16 protein-coding genes are annotated in these 15248 nt (G+C 44.6%); 3 read left to right on the top strand and 13 right to left on the bottom strand.

Annotated features, from left to right (window positions below; all coding sequences use genetic code 11):
* The first annotated feature begins 103 nt into the window (after positions 1-103).
* Both CVD27_RS04635 and CVD27_RS04630 read left to right on the top strand, forming a co-directional pair.
* The gene (locus CVD27_RS04635; protein WP_101646715.1) at positions 104-343 is read left to right on the top strand and encodes a hypothetical protein; all 240 of its coding nucleotides are present in this window, start codon (positions 104-106) and stop codon (positions 341-343) included.
* A gap of 43 nt (positions 344-386) precedes the next feature.
* The gene (locus CVD27_RS04630) at positions 387-557 is read left to right on the top strand and encodes a CsbD family protein (RefSeq protein ID WP_101646714.1); all 171 of its coding nucleotides are present in this window, start codon (positions 387-389) and stop codon (positions 555-557) included.
* A 191-nt stretch (positions 558-748) separates the two neighbouring features.
* Here the strand turns inward: CVD27_RS04630 and nuoN are convergent, their stop codons facing one another.
* The 13 genes from nuoN to CVD27_RS04565 form a co-directional block, all read right to left on the bottom strand.
* The gene (gene nuoN / locus CVD27_RS04625) at positions 749-2236 is read right to left on the bottom strand and encodes an NADH-quinone oxidoreductase subunit NuoN (RefSeq protein WP_101646713.1); all 1488 of its coding nucleotides are present in this window, start codon (positions 2234-2236) and stop codon (positions 749-751) included.
* A 6-nt stretch (positions 2237-2242) separates the two neighbouring features.
* Complete coding sequence (locus tag CVD27_RS04620) at positions 2243-3751, bottom strand: NADH-quinone oxidoreductase subunit M (RefSeq protein WP_101646712.1); 1509 nt, start codon at positions 3749-3751, stop codon at positions 2243-2245.
* Positions 3748-5619 carry an NADH-quinone oxidoreductase subunit L gene (gene nuoL, locus CVD27_RS04615; RefSeq protein WP_101646776.1) on the bottom strand — a complete coding sequence of 624 codons (1872 nt, stop codon included), beginning with the start codon at positions 5617-5619 and terminating at the stop codon, positions 3748-3750. Before nuoL ends, CVD27_RS04620 begins: the two co-directional genes overlap by 4 nt.
* A 139-nt stretch (positions 5620-5758) precedes the next feature.
* Positions 5759-6073, bottom strand: coding sequence for an NADH-quinone oxidoreductase subunit NuoK (gene nuoK / locus CVD27_RS04610; protein ID WP_101646711.1), 315 nt, complete (start codon positions 6071-6073; stop codon positions 5759-5761).
* Positions 6070-6591: an NADH-quinone oxidoreductase subunit J gene (locus tag CVD27_RS04605; RefSeq protein ID WP_101646710.1), complete on the bottom strand. Its 522-nt coding sequence runs from the start codon at positions 6589-6591 to the stop codon at positions 6070-6072. Before CVD27_RS04605 ends, nuoK begins: the two co-directional genes overlap by 4 nt.
* A complete protein-coding gene (gene nuoI / locus CVD27_RS04600; RefSeq protein ID WP_101646709.1) occupies positions 6588-7007 on the bottom strand; it encodes an NADH-quinone oxidoreductase subunit NuoI in 420 nt (139 codons plus the stop codon). The genes CVD27_RS04605 and nuoI overlap by 4 nt, the downstream gene beginning before the upstream one ends.
* A gap of 90 nt (positions 7008-7097) precedes the next feature.
* Positions 7098-8102, bottom strand: coding sequence for an NADH-quinone oxidoreductase subunit NuoH (nuoH, locus tag CVD27_RS04595; RefSeq protein ID WP_101646708.1), 1005 nt, complete (start codon positions 8100-8102; stop codon positions 7098-7100).
* Positions 8102-9202 (bottom strand): NADH-quinone oxidoreductase subunit D, encoded by a 1101-nt coding sequence (locus CVD27_RS04590; RefSeq protein ID WP_101646707.1) that lies wholly within the window; start codon positions 9200-9202, stop codon positions 8102-8104. The genes nuoH and CVD27_RS04590 overlap by 1 nt, the downstream gene beginning before the upstream one ends.
* Before the next feature lie 3 nt (positions 9203-9205).
* Positions 9206-10648: an NADH-quinone oxidoreductase subunit C gene (locus CVD27_RS04585; RefSeq protein ID WP_101646706.1), complete on the bottom strand. Its 1443-nt coding sequence runs from the start codon at positions 10646-10648 to the stop codon at positions 9206-9208.
* A gap of 3 nt (positions 10649-10651) precedes the next feature.
* Positions 10652-11164 (bottom strand): NuoB/complex I 20 kDa subunit family protein, encoded by a 513-nt coding sequence (locus CVD27_RS04580; protein ID WP_101646705.1) that lies wholly within the window; start codon positions 11162-11164, stop codon positions 10652-10654.
* The gene (locus CVD27_RS04575) at positions 11155-11526 is read right to left on the bottom strand and encodes an NADH-quinone oxidoreductase subunit A (RefSeq protein ID WP_101646704.1); all 372 of its coding nucleotides are present in this window, start codon (positions 11524-11526) and stop codon (positions 11155-11157) included. The genes CVD27_RS04580 and CVD27_RS04575 overlap by 10 nt, the downstream gene beginning before the upstream one ends.
* 578 nt (positions 11527-12104) lie before the next feature.
* Positions 12105-12962 (bottom strand): YitT family protein, encoded by an 858-nt coding sequence (locus CVD27_RS04570; protein ID WP_101646703.1) that lies wholly within the window; start codon positions 12960-12962, stop codon positions 12105-12107.
* A gap of 45 nt (positions 12963-13007) precedes the next feature.
* Entirely contained in the window at positions 13008-13727 is a 720-nt protein-coding gene (locus tag CVD27_RS04565; protein WP_101646702.1) for a GntR family transcriptional regulator, read from the bottom strand.
* Between the two features lie 310 nt (positions 13728-14037).
* On the opposite strand from CVD27_RS04565, the gene CVD27_RS04560 reads away from it, so the two are divergent.
* On the top strand, positions 14038-15024 hold the full coding sequence (locus CVD27_RS04560; protein ID WP_101646701.1) for an SIS domain-containing protein: 987 nt from the start codon (positions 14038-14040) through the stop codon (positions 15022-15024).
* Positions 15025-15248 lie beyond the last annotated feature (224 nt).

The following is a 15248-nucleotide window of genomic DNA, read 5'->3' as shown; positions in this document are numbered from 1 at the left end:
TATACCCGGTCTGTTTTGTTTCAAACATTTGAAAAAATGAGTTTCGTGAGCAGTTTCCGTGGGAATTATACACAACAACCAAATAACAAAAGGAGGAGAAACAATGAGGAAGAAAGCATTGTTAGCTGGCGGATTAGCAGCGTTACTGACTTTTGGCGGGTTAGCCGGGTGCGGTGATGGTGTGGACCAAGACAATGGCGTTAGTGACGGCCAGCAAAAAGATGCGGTTGATACCAGTACTAAAAACTCGGTTAAAGAAAACATAAAGCAAACAAAGAATAACTTAAATGATATTAAGAATAATGTAGAAAAAGAAATGAAAGAGGATACTAACAACAACTAAGATAGATGTAACGAAGTGTATAAAAATAAAGGAGGCAAACAAGATGAATAAAGAAGAAGTAAAAGGCCGTGTCGATCAAGTCAAAGGTGAAGTAAAGGAACAATGGGGGAAAACAACGGATGACCGTTCAACGGAAGCAGAGGGTAAATTTGATAAAGCGAAGGGCAAAGTGAAGGAAGGCATCGGAGAAATCAAAGATAAATTTTCAGAGTAATGAAATATGGACAAAAAAGAAGAGGCTCCCCCAGCCTCTTCTTTTTCTATATTTACCCCTTATTTAACCCTTTTCCGGGTCGGCTGCCTTCCCCAAAGCAGCCGCCAGGATGATTCATTTATTTCCCCGGGAAATAAACTCCCAGGACAAGCCAAGGTATAAAGCCCCAGCTAGAGTTCCTTTTTCAAAAATTATTGCAAATTATTTAAAAAGTCTAGTGCAATATTTGGCGCGACTCCGAATAAGACTGAACCGACGACGGCAACGAGTAAGACGACGACGAGGCCGAATGGAATGTTCAGTTTTCGCTCGTCAGCTGCCGGGCGGAAGAACATTTGCGTCATGACGCCGAAATAGTAGAAATACGAGACAACGGTCGTTGCAATCATGATCGATGCCAGTACATAGTGCGGTGTACCGTAGAAGGCTCCGACAAAGATGTTTAATTTCCCGATGAATCCGGCTGTGCCCGGGAAGCCTGCCAAGGAAATAAGCAGAATGCCCATGATGACGGCAAGGACTGGCGAACGGCGGTAAAGCCCAGCGAAGTCGGCTATTTTCGTCGAACCAGCCTGCTCGCTGATCAGCTGGATGACCGCAAAAGCACCAAGGTTCATGAGCATATAGGCAAGCAGGTAGAACCAGATTGAGAACAGCATGTTCGAGCTTAATGTGGTTAACGCAACCAGTAAATATCCGGCGTGGGCAATACTGGAGTAAGCGAACATCCGCTTAATATCTGACTGTTTTAATGCGACGACGTTTCCGACAATCATTGTCACAGCGGCAATGACTGCCAGGTAGTCTTGCATTTTAAACAGGATGCCCTGTCCGTTTGCGCCTGTTGGTGCGGCATTGTAAAAGACCGCGATCAGCAAGCGGATGACGATCACAAAGCCGGCTGATTTAGAAATCACACTCAAGAAAGCCGTCACCGGTGTCGGTGCCCCTTGGTAAACATCCGGTGCCCACATGTGGAACGGAGCCGCTCCCAATTTAAATGACAGGCCGACAAAGATCATTAAGAATGATAGACCAAGCAGGTAGGCATGCTGGGCATCTGTCACGGCTGACAATGTTTGCGAGATTTGGTACAGGTTTGTTGTTCCTGTTAAGCCGTACACATAGCTCATCCCAAACAAGGTAATAGCGGTGGAAATTCCGCCGTTAATGACGTATTTCATTGCTGACTCGTTTGACTTTAAGTTATGCTTGCGGATCCCCGCTAAAACATAAGAAGAAACAGTTAATAATTCCAACCCGATAAATAACGTGATTAAATCACCACTCGAGGTCATCACCATAGCACCGAGCAGGGCTGTTAGGAACAAGTAATAAAACTCTCCGCGGTAATCTTCCAGTCCTTCCTTTGCATCATAACTGACCGCAAGGAACATGACGAGCCCCGCCCCGACAAGCAGGATTAATTTAAAGGCTTTGCCAAAGGCATCAAGTGTAAAGCTGTCATCCAATATCGATGTCGCTTCCGTATTGAGTAGCGATGCAACCGATATGATGGCGGCCAAAATGCCGAGGATTCCAATCCAGCCAAGGAAGCGGCGGTCTTGCTTTTTCGGTAAAAATAAATCGATTAATGTGAGCGCTGCGGCCACACCGAGGATGATGAACTCTGGTGTCATGACACTCCAGTTAAATGATTTCAATGTCGCTAAATCCATTCTTCATCACCCTCCTAACCCTAACATGATGGTTTCTAGTGTTGTTTGCAGCGGAGAACTTAACACACTTGGATATACTCCGATTAACACGATTAAAAGCATTAGTACTACTACTGGTATGAATTCGACGCCTTTTAGGTCGACGACACCCGTAAACTCGCGGTGTGATTTGCCGTAGGTAATCCCTAAGACGGCACGCAGGACGTATGCTGCGGTCATGATAATGCCGATGGTTCCAACAGCAGCAAGCCATGGAATTTCCTTGAAAAGCCCCAGGAAGGCCATAAATTCACTGACAAAGCCGGACATGCCAGGAAGTCCCAGTGAGGCCATCCCGCCTGCTAGCAGGAAGCCAGCCGCGAGCGGCATCCCCTTTGCCATCCCGCCGAGATTCTCGAGAAGCGACGTATCGGTCCGCTCGTACAAGACACCGACGATAAAGAATAATAACGCAGAGATTAAACCGTGCGATACCACTTGGAAAATCGCTCCCTGCACACCTGCCGCGTTCATGGCCGCAAGACCGATGAGCACGATGCCCATGTGGGAAATCGATGAGTAGGCCAAGACCATTTTAAAATCTGTTTGAATGAACGCTAGGAACGCCCCGTAAAGAAGGTTGATCACACCAAGGACAGCAATCAGTGTCGCAAGGGTCTCAAACTGCTTAGGGAAAATCCCCATGCCAAAACGGATTAATCCGTACGCACCAATTTTTAATAGAATCCCAGAGTGAATCATAACCACCGATGGCGGCGCCTGAACGTGCACCTTTAACATCCAGCTGTGCAATGGGAAGATTGGCAGTTTCACCCCGAAGGCAATCAATAGACCAATTAATAAGCCCATTTTCAGGTCACCGGAGAGCGGTGCACTTGGATCTGCCATCATTTGTGTCAGCGTATTAATGTTGGTGGTACCTGTTTTTGCAAACAAGATCATAATGACAATCAGAAGTACGGCCGAGCCGAATCCGTTGTAGATTAAGAAACTGAAGGCAGCCTTTTCTTTTTCAAAATAACCCCATTTTCCGATTAAGAAGAAGGTTGGAATAAGGGTGATCTCGAAAAATATGAAAAATAAAATTAAGTTTTCAGCGGTAAACACACCTAGCATACCGATTTCTAACAAAAGGAAAAGCATGAAATAGCCTTTCGATTCTTTTTTAACAAACCGTGCGGCCGCAATCGCTGACAAGGTTGCCACTACGGCGGTTAGTACGACAAGCAGAAGCTGAAAGCCGCTAAGGCCCAGTTCATAATTGACGGCAAAGTAAGGCTCCTCGGTCCCCATGCCGCGGAAGTGAATCCACTCTTTCGCGACATTGAAGTCTGCCAGGTTTTTTCCCCATTGAAAATGGAGATAGCAAGCCAACGCCAGGAATAGTGCCGGTAACGTCGCTAAGAAGCCAACGATTTTGATTGGTTTTTCTACTGATTTTGGCATCATGGCCAAGACGATGATACCGAGTATCGGGGAGAATACTAGGATTGAAAGAACAGCTGATAAATTCATCGTAAGTACCCCCCTGTTAGTGCAAAGATGACGGCGAGCAGTGCAAGACCGATAAAGGCAACCGCCCCATAAGTCTGAACCTGTCCGGATTGCAGCTTGGAGCCGGCTCTGCCAAGTCCTTGGACAATCCCGACCACGCCTTTGACGAGACCTTCCACGAGGAAGACATCAATAAACCGCAGGAAGTAGCTGAGTGCTTTCGTAGCAGCCACTACGGTGTATTGATAAAACTCATCCACATAATACTTATTAAATAAAATACTGTGCAAGGTGTCCCCTGTACCGCTTAACCAGTTGCGGGAGACGGAACGCTTATAGTACATCAAGTAAGCAAGGAAGATTCCTGCTAATGATACAAGCGTTGCGGCGATCATAATCCAGACAGGGCCATGTGATTCTGCATGATGGGCAAGTGTTTCATTACCGTCCACCAGCCAGTCGCCAAGGAAGGTTCCGAACCATGGTGTATTCACATAACCAGCAATGACCGCAAGGACGCCAAGGATGATCATCGGCAGGGTCATATTGGATGGCGATTCGTGAACATGTTCTTGCTTTCCGCGAGCCTCTCCAGTAAAGACTAGGAAGAACAGACGGAACATATAGAATGCTGTCATGAAGGCTGCTATGAGCGCTAACAAGAATAGGATTGGATGTCCGCCTTCCCATGCAGCAGCTAAAATCTCATCTTTTGAGAAGAAACCGGATAATAATGGTACCCCGCTGATTGCGAGTGTTCCAATTAAAAATAACGGCCCGGTGATCTTTAATTTTTTCCAAAGCCCGCCCATTTCCTCAATGTTTTGCGTGTGAACCGCGTGAATGACGGAACCCGCCGCTAAGAAGAGCAAGGCCTTAAAGAAGGCATGTGTCATTAAGTGGAACACACCTGCTACATAACCGGCAGAGCCAAGGGCTAACATCATATAGCCAAGCTGTGACACGGTCGAGTAAGCAAGAACGCGTTTGATATCGGTCTGCACTAACCCAATACTTGCTGCAAAAATGGCGGTAAACGCTCCGATGACTGCGATCGTAAGCAGTGCCGTTGGGCTTGCTAGGAACAGCGGGAATAGTGCTGCGACTAAATAGACACCAGCGGCAACCATGGTGGCAGCGTGGATTAAGGCCGAAACCGGTGTCGGACCTTCCATCGCATCCGGAAGCCAGGTGTGCAGCGGGAACTGACCGGATTTTCCGACGGCCCCGATAAAAATTAAGATCGCAATTAACGTAATCATTGATGTAGGTATTGCACCAGTTTCTACGGAATGGAAAATCGTGCTGTATTCAAAGCTTTTCGTTTCCCAGAAAAGAAGGATCATACCAATGAACAAGCCGACATCCCCGATACGGGTCATGATAAAGGCTTTTTTAGCGGCTGCCTTCGCTTCTTCTTTGTAAAAATAAAAACCGATTAGTAAGAAGGAACCTACCCCAACAAGCTCCCAGAAAACATAAGTTTGCAGCAGGTTTGGCGAAATAACCAATCCTAACATCGCAAAGGTAAATAATCCTAAATAGGCGTAGAATACCGGGAACCGCTCGTCTCCATGCATGTACCCTTTGGAGTAAGTATGTACTAAGAAACTTACGAGCGAAACGATCACCAGCATTAGTGCATTTAATTGATTGACTTCGAAGCCCGCTGTAAGATGCAGATCTCCTATCGTGAGCCATTCAAAATTTGTCCCGTAGGTTGGCTCTGAAAAGCGCTCGAATAAGACCAAAATGGAATAAATCAGCGATGCGAGCGTGAGGAGAATCCCCACATATGCGCTCGCCTCCTTCAGCCGCTTACCGAATAGAAGAAGGATCAAAAACGATAATAGCGGGAAAAGCGGGATAAGCCATGCATTTTCCAATATTATCAACCCCTTGGATGGTACTTAACAGACCATCCGAATTTTGTCGATGCCCTCTTCGGGCGCTTTTAGTTGCTGCTGCCCGAAGCTTGGTCGAATATACGCTTTGGTGTGACAGGGCTGCTGCCACCCATGAGCGTTATTAGTGTTTCATCGTGTCCATTTCGTCGATGTTAACAGTTTTCTTGTTGCGGTATAGGGCAATCAGAATGGCCAGCCCGATGGCCGCTTCTGCTGCAGCGACACTGATCGAAAACAAAGCGAAAATTTGACCTGTAATGGACGGTGTAATGCCGTATTTGCTGAAGGTGACCAGATTAATATTTACGGCGTTCAGCATGAGTTCAATAGAAATCAAGACGATAACAGTATTTTTCTTTGTCAAGGCACCGTACAAGCCGATGCAAAATAGGATTAATGCCAGTGCCAGGAAGGCTGAAGCGGGAACTGAACTCATTCCTCATCCGCCTCCTTCTTCTTATCATTTTTTGCTAAGACAATCGAACCAACAAGGGCAACTAACAGCAGCACGGATGTTAACTCAAATGGAATAATATATTTTGAGTATAGGGCCTGCCCAATTTGGAACGTGTTGTTTTCATGAAGCTTCGTTGGAACTTGCTCAATATCAAAATTGTAGATGCCGATGTAAACCGCAAAGGCAAAACCAACTACTCCCAGGAACAGGAGGAATTTTCGCAGTCTTTCTTTTTTCGGTTCACTTTCATCGTTATGCCTTGTTAACATGATTCCAAAAAGCATAATGATCGTAATCGCACCTGAATAGATTAAGATTTGTACTGCTGCGACAAACTCTGCGGAAAGCAGAACATAGATCCCCGCGATGGCCACGAAAGTGAAAATAAGGGCTACGACCATATGAATGACCTTGTTCAAGTTTAACAGCAGCACGCCGCCGATAATGGCAACGAGTGCGAGTCCCATAAATGCGAGGAATTCGCCTGAAAGTGTCATGGTTTATTCACCTGCCGTACGTTTTCGTCGTTTTCATCCAGCCATTCCAGGTTCTTAAATAACATGTCACGGCTGTATTCGGCGAGCTCGAAGTTATTTGTCATGACGATGGCTTCCGTTGGGCAAACCTCTGTGCACAGGTCACATAGGATACAAATTTCGAAGTTAATATCGTATGTGTCAATGATCTTTCCTTTTTTGGCTGGATCCGGATGCTTCTTACCCGTAAGGTCAATACATTCTGTCGGGCAGATATTCATGCACTGATTGCAAACAATACACTTTTCCGGATAAAACTTCTGGATTCCGCGGAAGCGGTCCGGGAGCGGAAGCGGCTCATTCGGATAATCGTACGTAACCTTCTCGCGCGATAATTGTTTCAGGGTATATTTCAAGCCTTTAAATACTCCAAGCACGTTTTTCACCCCTTTTTTTATTTCTGGTGTCAGGCACCATTTGTACCATTTCCACATTGTTAATGTCGATAATGGTGACAGGCACCAACTTTAGAAGAATAGTGATTTGATGATGGCGGTTAGGAAGATGTTTCCTAAGGCGATTGGCAATAGGACTTTCCAGCCGAATTCCATCAGTCGGTCGACGCGGAAACGAGGCAGTGTGCTTCGAATCCAGAAATAAACAAAGACTACGAAACAGAATTTAAGGGCAAACCATACAGCTCCAGGGATAAAGTTAAGGAACGCAAATGGTGCCAGCCATCCTCCTAGGAAAATGACCGTAATCAGCGTCGACATTCCAAAGACATATACATACTCTGAAAGCATAAAGAACGCCCAGCGAAATCCTGCATATTCAACGAAGTAACCGGCAACCAGTTCGTTTTCCGATTCTGGCAAGTCAAACGGTGTCCGGTTTAATTCCGCAATCGAGGCGATAAAGAATACAATAAAGCCAATTGGCTGCAAAAGAATAAACCAGCCATGCTTTTGCTGGGCCACGATATCATTTAAATTTAGACTTCCTGCTAAAAGAATAACCCCTAACACGGACATAACCAGCGGGATTTCATAAGAAATCATCTGTGCCGCTGCACGCATCCCGCCTAAGAGAGCGTACTTGTTATTCGATGCCCAGCCGCCAAGCAGCATTCCAAAAACAGTTAAGCCGGAAACAGCAATATAATACAGCAAGCCGACACCAATATCCGCAAATTGGAACTTATCAGTAAACGGCAAGGTTGCAAGTACCATAAATGACGGTGCGAACGCAATGATCGGTGCTAAAATAAATAATGGACGATCGGCTGCTTTCGGAATGACATCCTCTTTTAATAAAAGCTTTAATACGTCAGCGACCGTTTGCAATAGTCCAAAGCGGCCGCCGAGCTGGTTAGGGCCGTGACGCAATTGCATATATCCCATTACTTTCCGTTCGGCTAAGATTCCGTAGGTAACGAAACCTAAAACGACTAAAAGCAAGATAACACCAAGTAAAAAGAATATCCCAAAGTTAACCAAGCCAGGGCTGGATTGGAGCAAATCTTGAATCATTAGCCGTCTACCTCCCCAAGGACAATATCCACTGCCCCTAAAATGGCAATCAGATTAGCAATATTTTCACCAACTAGTAATTTCGGAAGTATTTGTAGATTATAGAATGATGGCCTCCTAAACTTTAAGCGGTACGGTTCCTTCTTCCCGTCACTGTAAATATAGCAGCCAATCTCCCCGCGCGGCGATTCAATTCTGACAAAGCCTTCACCCTTAGGGACCTTAATAATTTTAGGGACCTTCGCCATGATCTCCCCTTCAGCCGGGAACTGCTCAACCGCTTGCTCAATAATTTTCAAAGATTCACTGATCTCAGCAAGGCGCAAGTGGTAGCGTGCCAGGCAGTCTCCGTCCTCTGATGTTGGGACATCAAAGTCAAACCGATCATAAATGGAATATGGTTCATCCTTACGAAGATCCCACTTTACCCCCGTACTGCGGAGATTTGGTCCGCTTAGAGAGTATTGTAGTGCTTCTTCCTTCGTATAGATACCTACACCTTTTACCCGGTCTAAAAAGATTTCATTGCCGGAAACAAGATCATGGTAGCCTTTCAGCTCCTGACGCATATATGGAACAAAATCTCTTACTTTTTCAACCCAGCCTTCAGGGGCATCCCACTTTACACCGCCAACACGCATATAGTTGAAGGTCAAGCGGGCGCCTGACAACTCGTTTAACATATTGATAATCATTTCACGATCACGGAAGGCATAGATAAATGGGCTTGTTGCCCCAAGGTCAAGGACGTAAGTTCCCCAGGCCACAAGGTGGCTCGCAACCCGCCCTAACTCCATTGCAAGGACCCGCAGGTACTCGGCACGGTCAGGAACCTGAATTCCCATCATCGTTTCGACCGCATGACAGATCACATAATTGTTGGTCATGGCGGACAGGTAGTCCATCCGGTCAGTATAAGGGATAATTTGAGTGTATTGCAGATTCTCAGCCAATTTTTCTGTTCCGCGGTGTAAATAACCGATGACAGGCTTTGCTTCGGTAATGATTTCCCCATCAATTTTTACAACCAAACGGAATACACCGTGTGTACTTGGATGCTGAGGCCCGACGTTAAGTAACATTTCTTCTGTTCTGATCATTGGTTATACCTCCACATCATACTGTTCATAATCTTTACGCAGTGGATGGCCAACCCAATCTTCTCCAAGCAGGATCCGATGCAAATCCGGGTGTCCTTTAAACTTAATTCCAAGTAAATCATATGCTTCACATTCAGGCCAGTTCGCTCCGGCCCAAAGTGGCTGCAAGGAATCGATCGTTGGTTCATCTCGGTCAATCTTCACTTTCAATGCTACCGATTGCCGCTTTTTGTATGAGTATAAGTGAACATAGACTTCCATATGTGTTTCAAAATCCGTTCCATGCAGCTCAGACAGGTAATCAAATCCCAGCAGCTCGTTGTATTTTAAAAATTGAGCTACCTTGAAATATGTATCACGCTTCGCCACAAGGGTCGGAACATCTTTGGATAGTTTATTAATATAAGAATCTTCTAAAACATCCGGACCTAAGTGTTCTCCAATCACTTTTACATACTTATCTAGGTATGGCTGATTGACGGATGGTTTTGCTTCTGCTGCCGGTTCAGCTGCAGCGCCCGCTTTTCCTCCCGCGGCTGCCTTTGCTTTGGCTGCTGCCGCCGCTTTGGCTTTCGCTTTCGCTGCTGCGATGGCCTTTGCCTTTTCATCATCGCTGCCAGCATCCGCAGTTTCTCCTCCGGCTGCTTTGGCCTTTGCGGCTGCCGCGGCCTTCGCTTTTGCTGCCGCGGCTGCTTTCGCTTTCGCTGCTGCGGCTGCCTTCGCATCGTCTCCAGCTGGAGCCTCATCCGCTGCCGCACTATCACCGCCGGCTAGTTCCATTGCTTTGCGCTTCGCTGCTGCCGCTGCTTTCGCTTTTGCCACTGCGGCCGCCTTTTTCTTTGCCAAGTCGTCCGTATCGTCTGATGCTTCAGAAGATGCTTCTTCAGCAGGTGCAGTACCGCCAGCCAATTCCATCGCTTTGCGTTTCGCTGCTGCCGCTGCTTTCGCTTTCGCCACTGCGGCCGCCTTTTTCTTCGCGAGGTCGTCCGCATCATCTACTGCAGCAGTTTCTGCAGCCTGGGCTGGCGCTTCCTCAACAGGCGCCTCTTCCTCTGTGATTCCTTCGCGTTTCTTTTTCGCTAACGCCGCGGCCTTTGCTTTCGCCGCTGCGGCCGCCTTTTTCTTTGCTAGGTCATCGGCCTCACCAGCTGAAGTTACTTGAGCTGCCTGCTCCTCCGTCGCAGGCGCCTCTTCCTCTGTGATTCCTTCGCGTTTCTTTTTTGCTAACGCCGCCGCCTTTGCTTTTGCTGCTGCTGCAGCTTTTTTCTTTGCTAGATCATCACCAGCACTAGCAGTAGGTGCTGGCGCCGGTGCTTCCTCTGGTTTCGGTGCAGGTGGAGGTGCCGTTTCGCCAGCCTCTTTCGCCTTGCGCCTCGCTAACGCCTCAGCCTTTGCCTTTGCGGCCGCCTCTTTCTTTAATTGTTCGAGATCCTTCTCCCCGCTCATAGGTTAGATCACCTTCTTCCCAGTCTTCGCTTCATAACGAATTTTTCCCTTTAATTTATTAATACCATATATTAAAGCGGCAGGATTTGGCGGACATCCCGGAATATAGACATCAACTGGTACGATCTGATCGACCCCTTTAACCACAGAGTACGACTTTACATACGGCCCGCCTGCAGTGGCACATGAACCCATCGCAATGACCCATTTAGGCTCAGGCATTTGGTCATATAGCCGGCGTAAGATCGGTGCCATCTTTTTCGTCACCGTCCCTGAAACAATCATACAATCCGACTGTCGTGGAGACGTACGAAAGATCGTTCCAAATCGGTCAAGGTCATAGTTGGCTCCCCCGGTGCCCATCATTTCAATCGCACAACAAGCCAGACCAAATGTCATCGGCCACAAAGAATTACTCCGTGCCCATGCCTTAATTTGCTCCAGCGTGGCAAAAAATACATTTCGTTCTAACTCTCTTACTTCTTCCGGTGTGAAATCTTCTAGTCTTAAATCCATTGTAGCACCTTCTTTTTCCAAGCATACACCAGGCCTAATAGCAGCATCGCCACAAAAATTAACATCTCGACGAGTGCAAAAATCCCCAGCTTATCATAAGCCACCGCCCATGGATATAAAAACACAGTTTCTACATCAAAAATAACAAACATCAGGGCAAAAATATAATAGCGGACATTGAACTGCACACGTGAATCGTGAAATGGCTCAATACCGCTTTCATATGTGGTATTCTTCTCATCACTCGGCTTATTGGGGCGCAGAAATTTCCCCAAAGTTAACGCCACCACAGGCAGCAGCACACCAAGACATAGGAACACAAAAACTATCAGATAATTATTCTGATATACATTAAGTTCCATGTCTATCCCCTCCAATGTTGTAAATTTTCATACTAATTAAATATGTAACCGAATTCATTATAGCACTGTTACAAACCTGTGTCGACAAGCCAACTTTATAAAAATTGGAATTATCTCGCCGTGCTCATTTACACACTAAATTTGGCTTACGACCTCAGGCACCTCCCCGTTTTAAACAGCTCTTATCGAAGGATTCTCTCTTACCAGTAACATACTGCAAATTATGACAATACACCACTATTTAACAATAACATTGTCAATATTGTCTGTGAGATTTGTCATCAAATGTTCACTTTCCTTTGCTATTTTTTAAAAATAGTCAAAAATCTCTCATCTTCGCAAAAAACACCACGGAACTTGTTATATAACTCAGGCCATTCCTTCACTTTACATCTCAACCTTCATAACCATTTCCCTATCATCATATGAAAAAATTGTCCTCCTCATACCATCCACAAAAAAACTGAGTCTTTCTCACCAAACCTCACTAAAAAAGACCAGTCACAAAGACCAGCCCACCTTATTCAATCCTCTACCAATAGAAGAAAGAGTGCTTGCAGAAGCACTCCCTCAACCCACTATATACTTTTCACCATTTTCGTCTTACCTACCTTATATCCCTTTCCCATCATCTCTTGGACATGATGGACAGTTACATAGGCATTTTCATCCACTTCATAAATCAAATTCTTCAACCGGATAATTTCCTGTTTATTAATAACGATGTAAAGAACATCTTTATTATCACCTGTGTATCCGCCGCGGCCCTCTAAAACTGTGATTCCTCGTGATAGCTTATTCGTAATCGCATCCAGCACCACATCAGATGAATTAGAGATAATCAGGACGGCCACCTTTTCTTCCAGCCCTTCGACGATAAAATCAATCGCCTTAGCACCTAAGTAAACAGCAATCAGCGTATACATCGCTTTCCCAAGTCCAATAATAGGAACCGAGCAGGCAACTACGATAATATCCATAACTAAGATACCCTTCCCCATACTCCAACCGAGAAACTGGTTGGCAATCCTCGCTAAAATCGTCGTCCCGCCAGAGGTGCCGCCGGCTCGAAAAATAATCCCTAAACCGCCTCCCACCAATAAACCAGCAAAGATCGCCGCTAATAAGGTGTCATCCGTCAGCTGTTTTCCCGTTTCCTCTGTCATATATAAAAACAAAGAGCAAGAAAAAATGGAAAATAACGTATAGATAATCGCTCTTTTTTCCAAAAACTTCATTCCAATTAAAACGAGTGCCGTATTGAGGATAAAATTCACAATCCCTGGCGACCAGTGGAACAGATAATGGAAGATCAAGGTTAAACCAATAATACCGCCTTCAGACAACAGGTTTGGGATAGTGAAATAATTGATTCCAATTGAAAAAATAAGTGAACCCAGCAAAATGTATAAACAATCTTTGATTGTTTTCCTCATCTCGATCTACTTCCTCATGTATTATTGCTCATGTTACCTTTCCTGCTATTGCTGGAAGATAAATTTATAACTATCACCTAAAATATACTGTTTCCCGCGATGTACAGGCTCATTGTTTTCATCATAAACGGTTGTATCCATATAAAAAAGAGGTTCACCACTTGAAGTATTGAGCAATGTCACTTCATCCTCTGATGCCCGGACAATCTCCAAAGTCGTCTCCCAGGAACCACGGGGCTTAATATTCAGCTTTTCTTCCATTACTTTGTAGACCGAACCTTCTAAGTCTTCATTGAGTAAAATATGAAATTTTTTATAGGAGTAATAGTTATTTTCAATCATAATCGGAGAATCGCCGGCGTAGCGAACCCGTTGAATAAATAATAGGGCATCCCCTTCATCCAGCTGCAACAGCTCTTTATCCTTTGCCGTTGGCTGAATAATTTCCTTTTTAATCACTTTACTGCTGGCTGTAAGGCCATTCGCCTTACAAGCATCACTAAAGCTAAGAAAGTGGACAATCTTCCGTTCAATCTTCCGCTTGTTTACGAATGTTCCCTTTCCTTGCCTCTTTACCAGATACCCTTCTTCCACTAACTCAAGAATCGCTTTTCTTACGGTAATCCTGCTAATCTTAAAATCCTCACTCAATTCTGCTTCGGTTGGGATCTTGTCCCCGTACTTTAATTCTCCATTTAAAATAGAGCTGCGGAGTGATTCCTTTAATTGAATATATAAAGGAATTTGATCATCCTGTCTTAACATATTAATCACCTGCCTAATTTAGTTATAAGTAATGAGGGGAAGAAACTACCCCCTTGATGAATCTATTCAACTGCCGCTTCCGTAAAATTCCATTGATACTATTAGTATATAAAAATTAATTCCAGCTAACAAGATAGTTAAAGTTAATATAACATCATATTATGTTATAAGTCAATTTAGTATTAATTTCTATCAAAATATATTATTTAATCTTCAAAATAGATTGACAATTACAATCATGTATAATACTATAACATCATATAATGTATTATTATATTTAAGACCAAAAAGTCCTAAGGAGGAAAAATGAATGGTAAACTCACAAGTAGTTGTAGATCCACAGGTTAAAAACGTGTTAGATGCTTTGAAAGGCCGTACCATTAATCATGTATACTTTGTTGCATGTGGAGGGTCCTCTGCAATCATGTATCCAAACAAATATATCATGGACCGAGAAGCAAAAAACATTCCTTCTGATGTATACAGCTCCAATGAATTCATTCATCGCAACCCTAGAAAACTTGGCGAAAACTCACTAGTTATCTTATGCTCCATGTCTGGTACGACTCCTGAAACAGTCAATGCAGCCGTATTTGCCCGCCAAAAAGGGGCATTAACTGTTGGTTTTACAAACGAACCGGCTTCCCCGCTAGCACAGGAAAGTGAATTTGTCGTTAAATACGAATGGGGTACTGAGTCCATTGCCTTCAATACTAACTTAGGCCTGCTTTATCAGCTAACAATGGGTGTTCTTAACGTATTAGAAGGAAATGATAAGTTTGAAAAAATGGTTAACAGCTTATCAAATACCCAGGCTGCTTTTGAAAAAGCTGAAAAGCAATTTGCAGAAAGAGCCACACAATTTGGTCAACAATACAAAGACGAAAAAGTCATTTATACAATGGCGAGCGGAGCAAACTATGGAATTGCTTATTCCTACACCACTTGTATTCTATTAGAAATGCAGTGGATTCACTCCAATGCCATCCACTCAGGTGAATACTTCCATGGTCCTTTTGAGATCATTGACAAAGAAGTACCATTTATTATCCTCCTTGGCATCGATGAAACACGTCCTCTTGATGAAAGAGCATTAGACTTCTCGAAAAAATATGGCGAAAAACTTGTCGTATTAGATGCAAAAGAACTTGATTTAGAAGGCATTGACGAAGAGTTAAAAGGTTACATTGCACCGCTTGTATTAAATTATGTTCTACGCAGATATGCAGAACAATTGGCAGAAGCTCGTAATCACCCCTTATCAAAAAGAAGATATATGTGGAAAGTTGAATATTAAAACGATCAAGCTCCCTTTAAGTCCTAGAGACTTAGGGGGCTTTTTTACTTCCTTAATGGGGATAAGAAAGAGAGGGTGTCCCCAAAGTATATCTTTTAGGGGCACTTCCTTTTTTATTACTCTGAACCTTGTCTGTTAATTTCCGTTCCAGGCGCGAGCGGTTCGCGGGCGTGCCGGGGAGCCTCCTCGTCGCATTCGCTCCTGCGGGGTCTCCCCTGCCCCGT

Source organism: Neobacillus cucumis, from assembly GCF_002860255.1.
GTDB classification, from domain to species: domain Bacteria; phylum Bacillota; class Bacilli; order Bacillales; family Cytobacillaceae; genus Neobacillus; species Neobacillus cucumis_A.
This window is presented reverse-complemented; position numbering and strand designations above follow the sequence as displayed.

Coding starts and splice junctions, on each gene's coding strand:
- CVD27_RS04635 (WP_101646715.1), top strand. CDS start 104: ATGAGGAAGAAAGCATTGTTAGCTGGCGGATTAGCAGCGTTACTGACT.
- CVD27_RS04630 (WP_101646714.1), top strand. CDS start 387: ATGAATAAAGAAGAAGTAAAAGGCCGTGTCGATCAAGTCAAAGGTGAA.
- nuoN (WP_101646713.1), bottom strand. CDS start 2,236: ATGGATTTAGCGACATTGAAATCATTTAACTGGAGTGTCATGACACCA.
- CVD27_RS04620 (WP_101646712.1), bottom strand. CDS start 3,751: ATGAATTTATCAGCTGTTCTTTCAATCCTAGTATTCTCCCCGATACTC.
- nuoK (WP_101646711.1), bottom strand. CDS start 6,073: ATGAGTTCAGTTCCCGCTTCAGCCTTCCTGGCACTGGCATTAATCCTA.
- CVD27_RS04605 (WP_101646710.1), bottom strand. CDS start 6,591: ATGACACTTTCAGGCGAATTCCTCGCATTTATGGGACTCGCACTCGTT.
- nuoH (WP_101646708.1), bottom strand. CDS start 8,102: ATGATTCAAGATTTGCTCCAATCCAGCCCTGGCTTGGTTAACTTTGGG.
- CVD27_RS04590 (WP_101646707.1), bottom strand. CDS start 9,202: ATGATCAGAACAGAAGAAATGTTACTTAACGTCGGGCCTCAGCATCCA.
- CVD27_RS04585 (WP_101646706.1), bottom strand. CDS start 10,648: ATGAGCGGGGAGAAGGATCTCGAACAATTAAAGAAAGAGGCGGCCGCA.
- CVD27_RS04580 (WP_101646705.1), bottom strand. CDS start 11,164: ATGGATTTAAGACTAGAAGATTTCACACCGGAAGAAGTAAGAGAGTTA.
- CVD27_RS04575 (WP_101646704.1), bottom strand. CDS start 11,526: ATGGAACTTAATGTATATCAGAATAATTATCTGATAGTTTTTGTGTTC.
- CVD27_RS04570 (WP_101646703.1), bottom strand. CDS start 12,962: ATGAGGAAAACAATCAAAGATTGTTTATACATTTTGCTGGGTTCACTT.
- CVD27_RS04565 (WP_101646702.1), bottom strand. CDS start 13,727: ATGTTAAGACAGGATGATCAAATTCCTTTATATATTCAATTAAAGGAA.
- CVD27_RS04560 (WP_101646701.1), top strand. CDS start 14,038: ATGGTAAACTCACAAGTAGTTGTAGATCCACAGGTTAAAAACGTGTTA.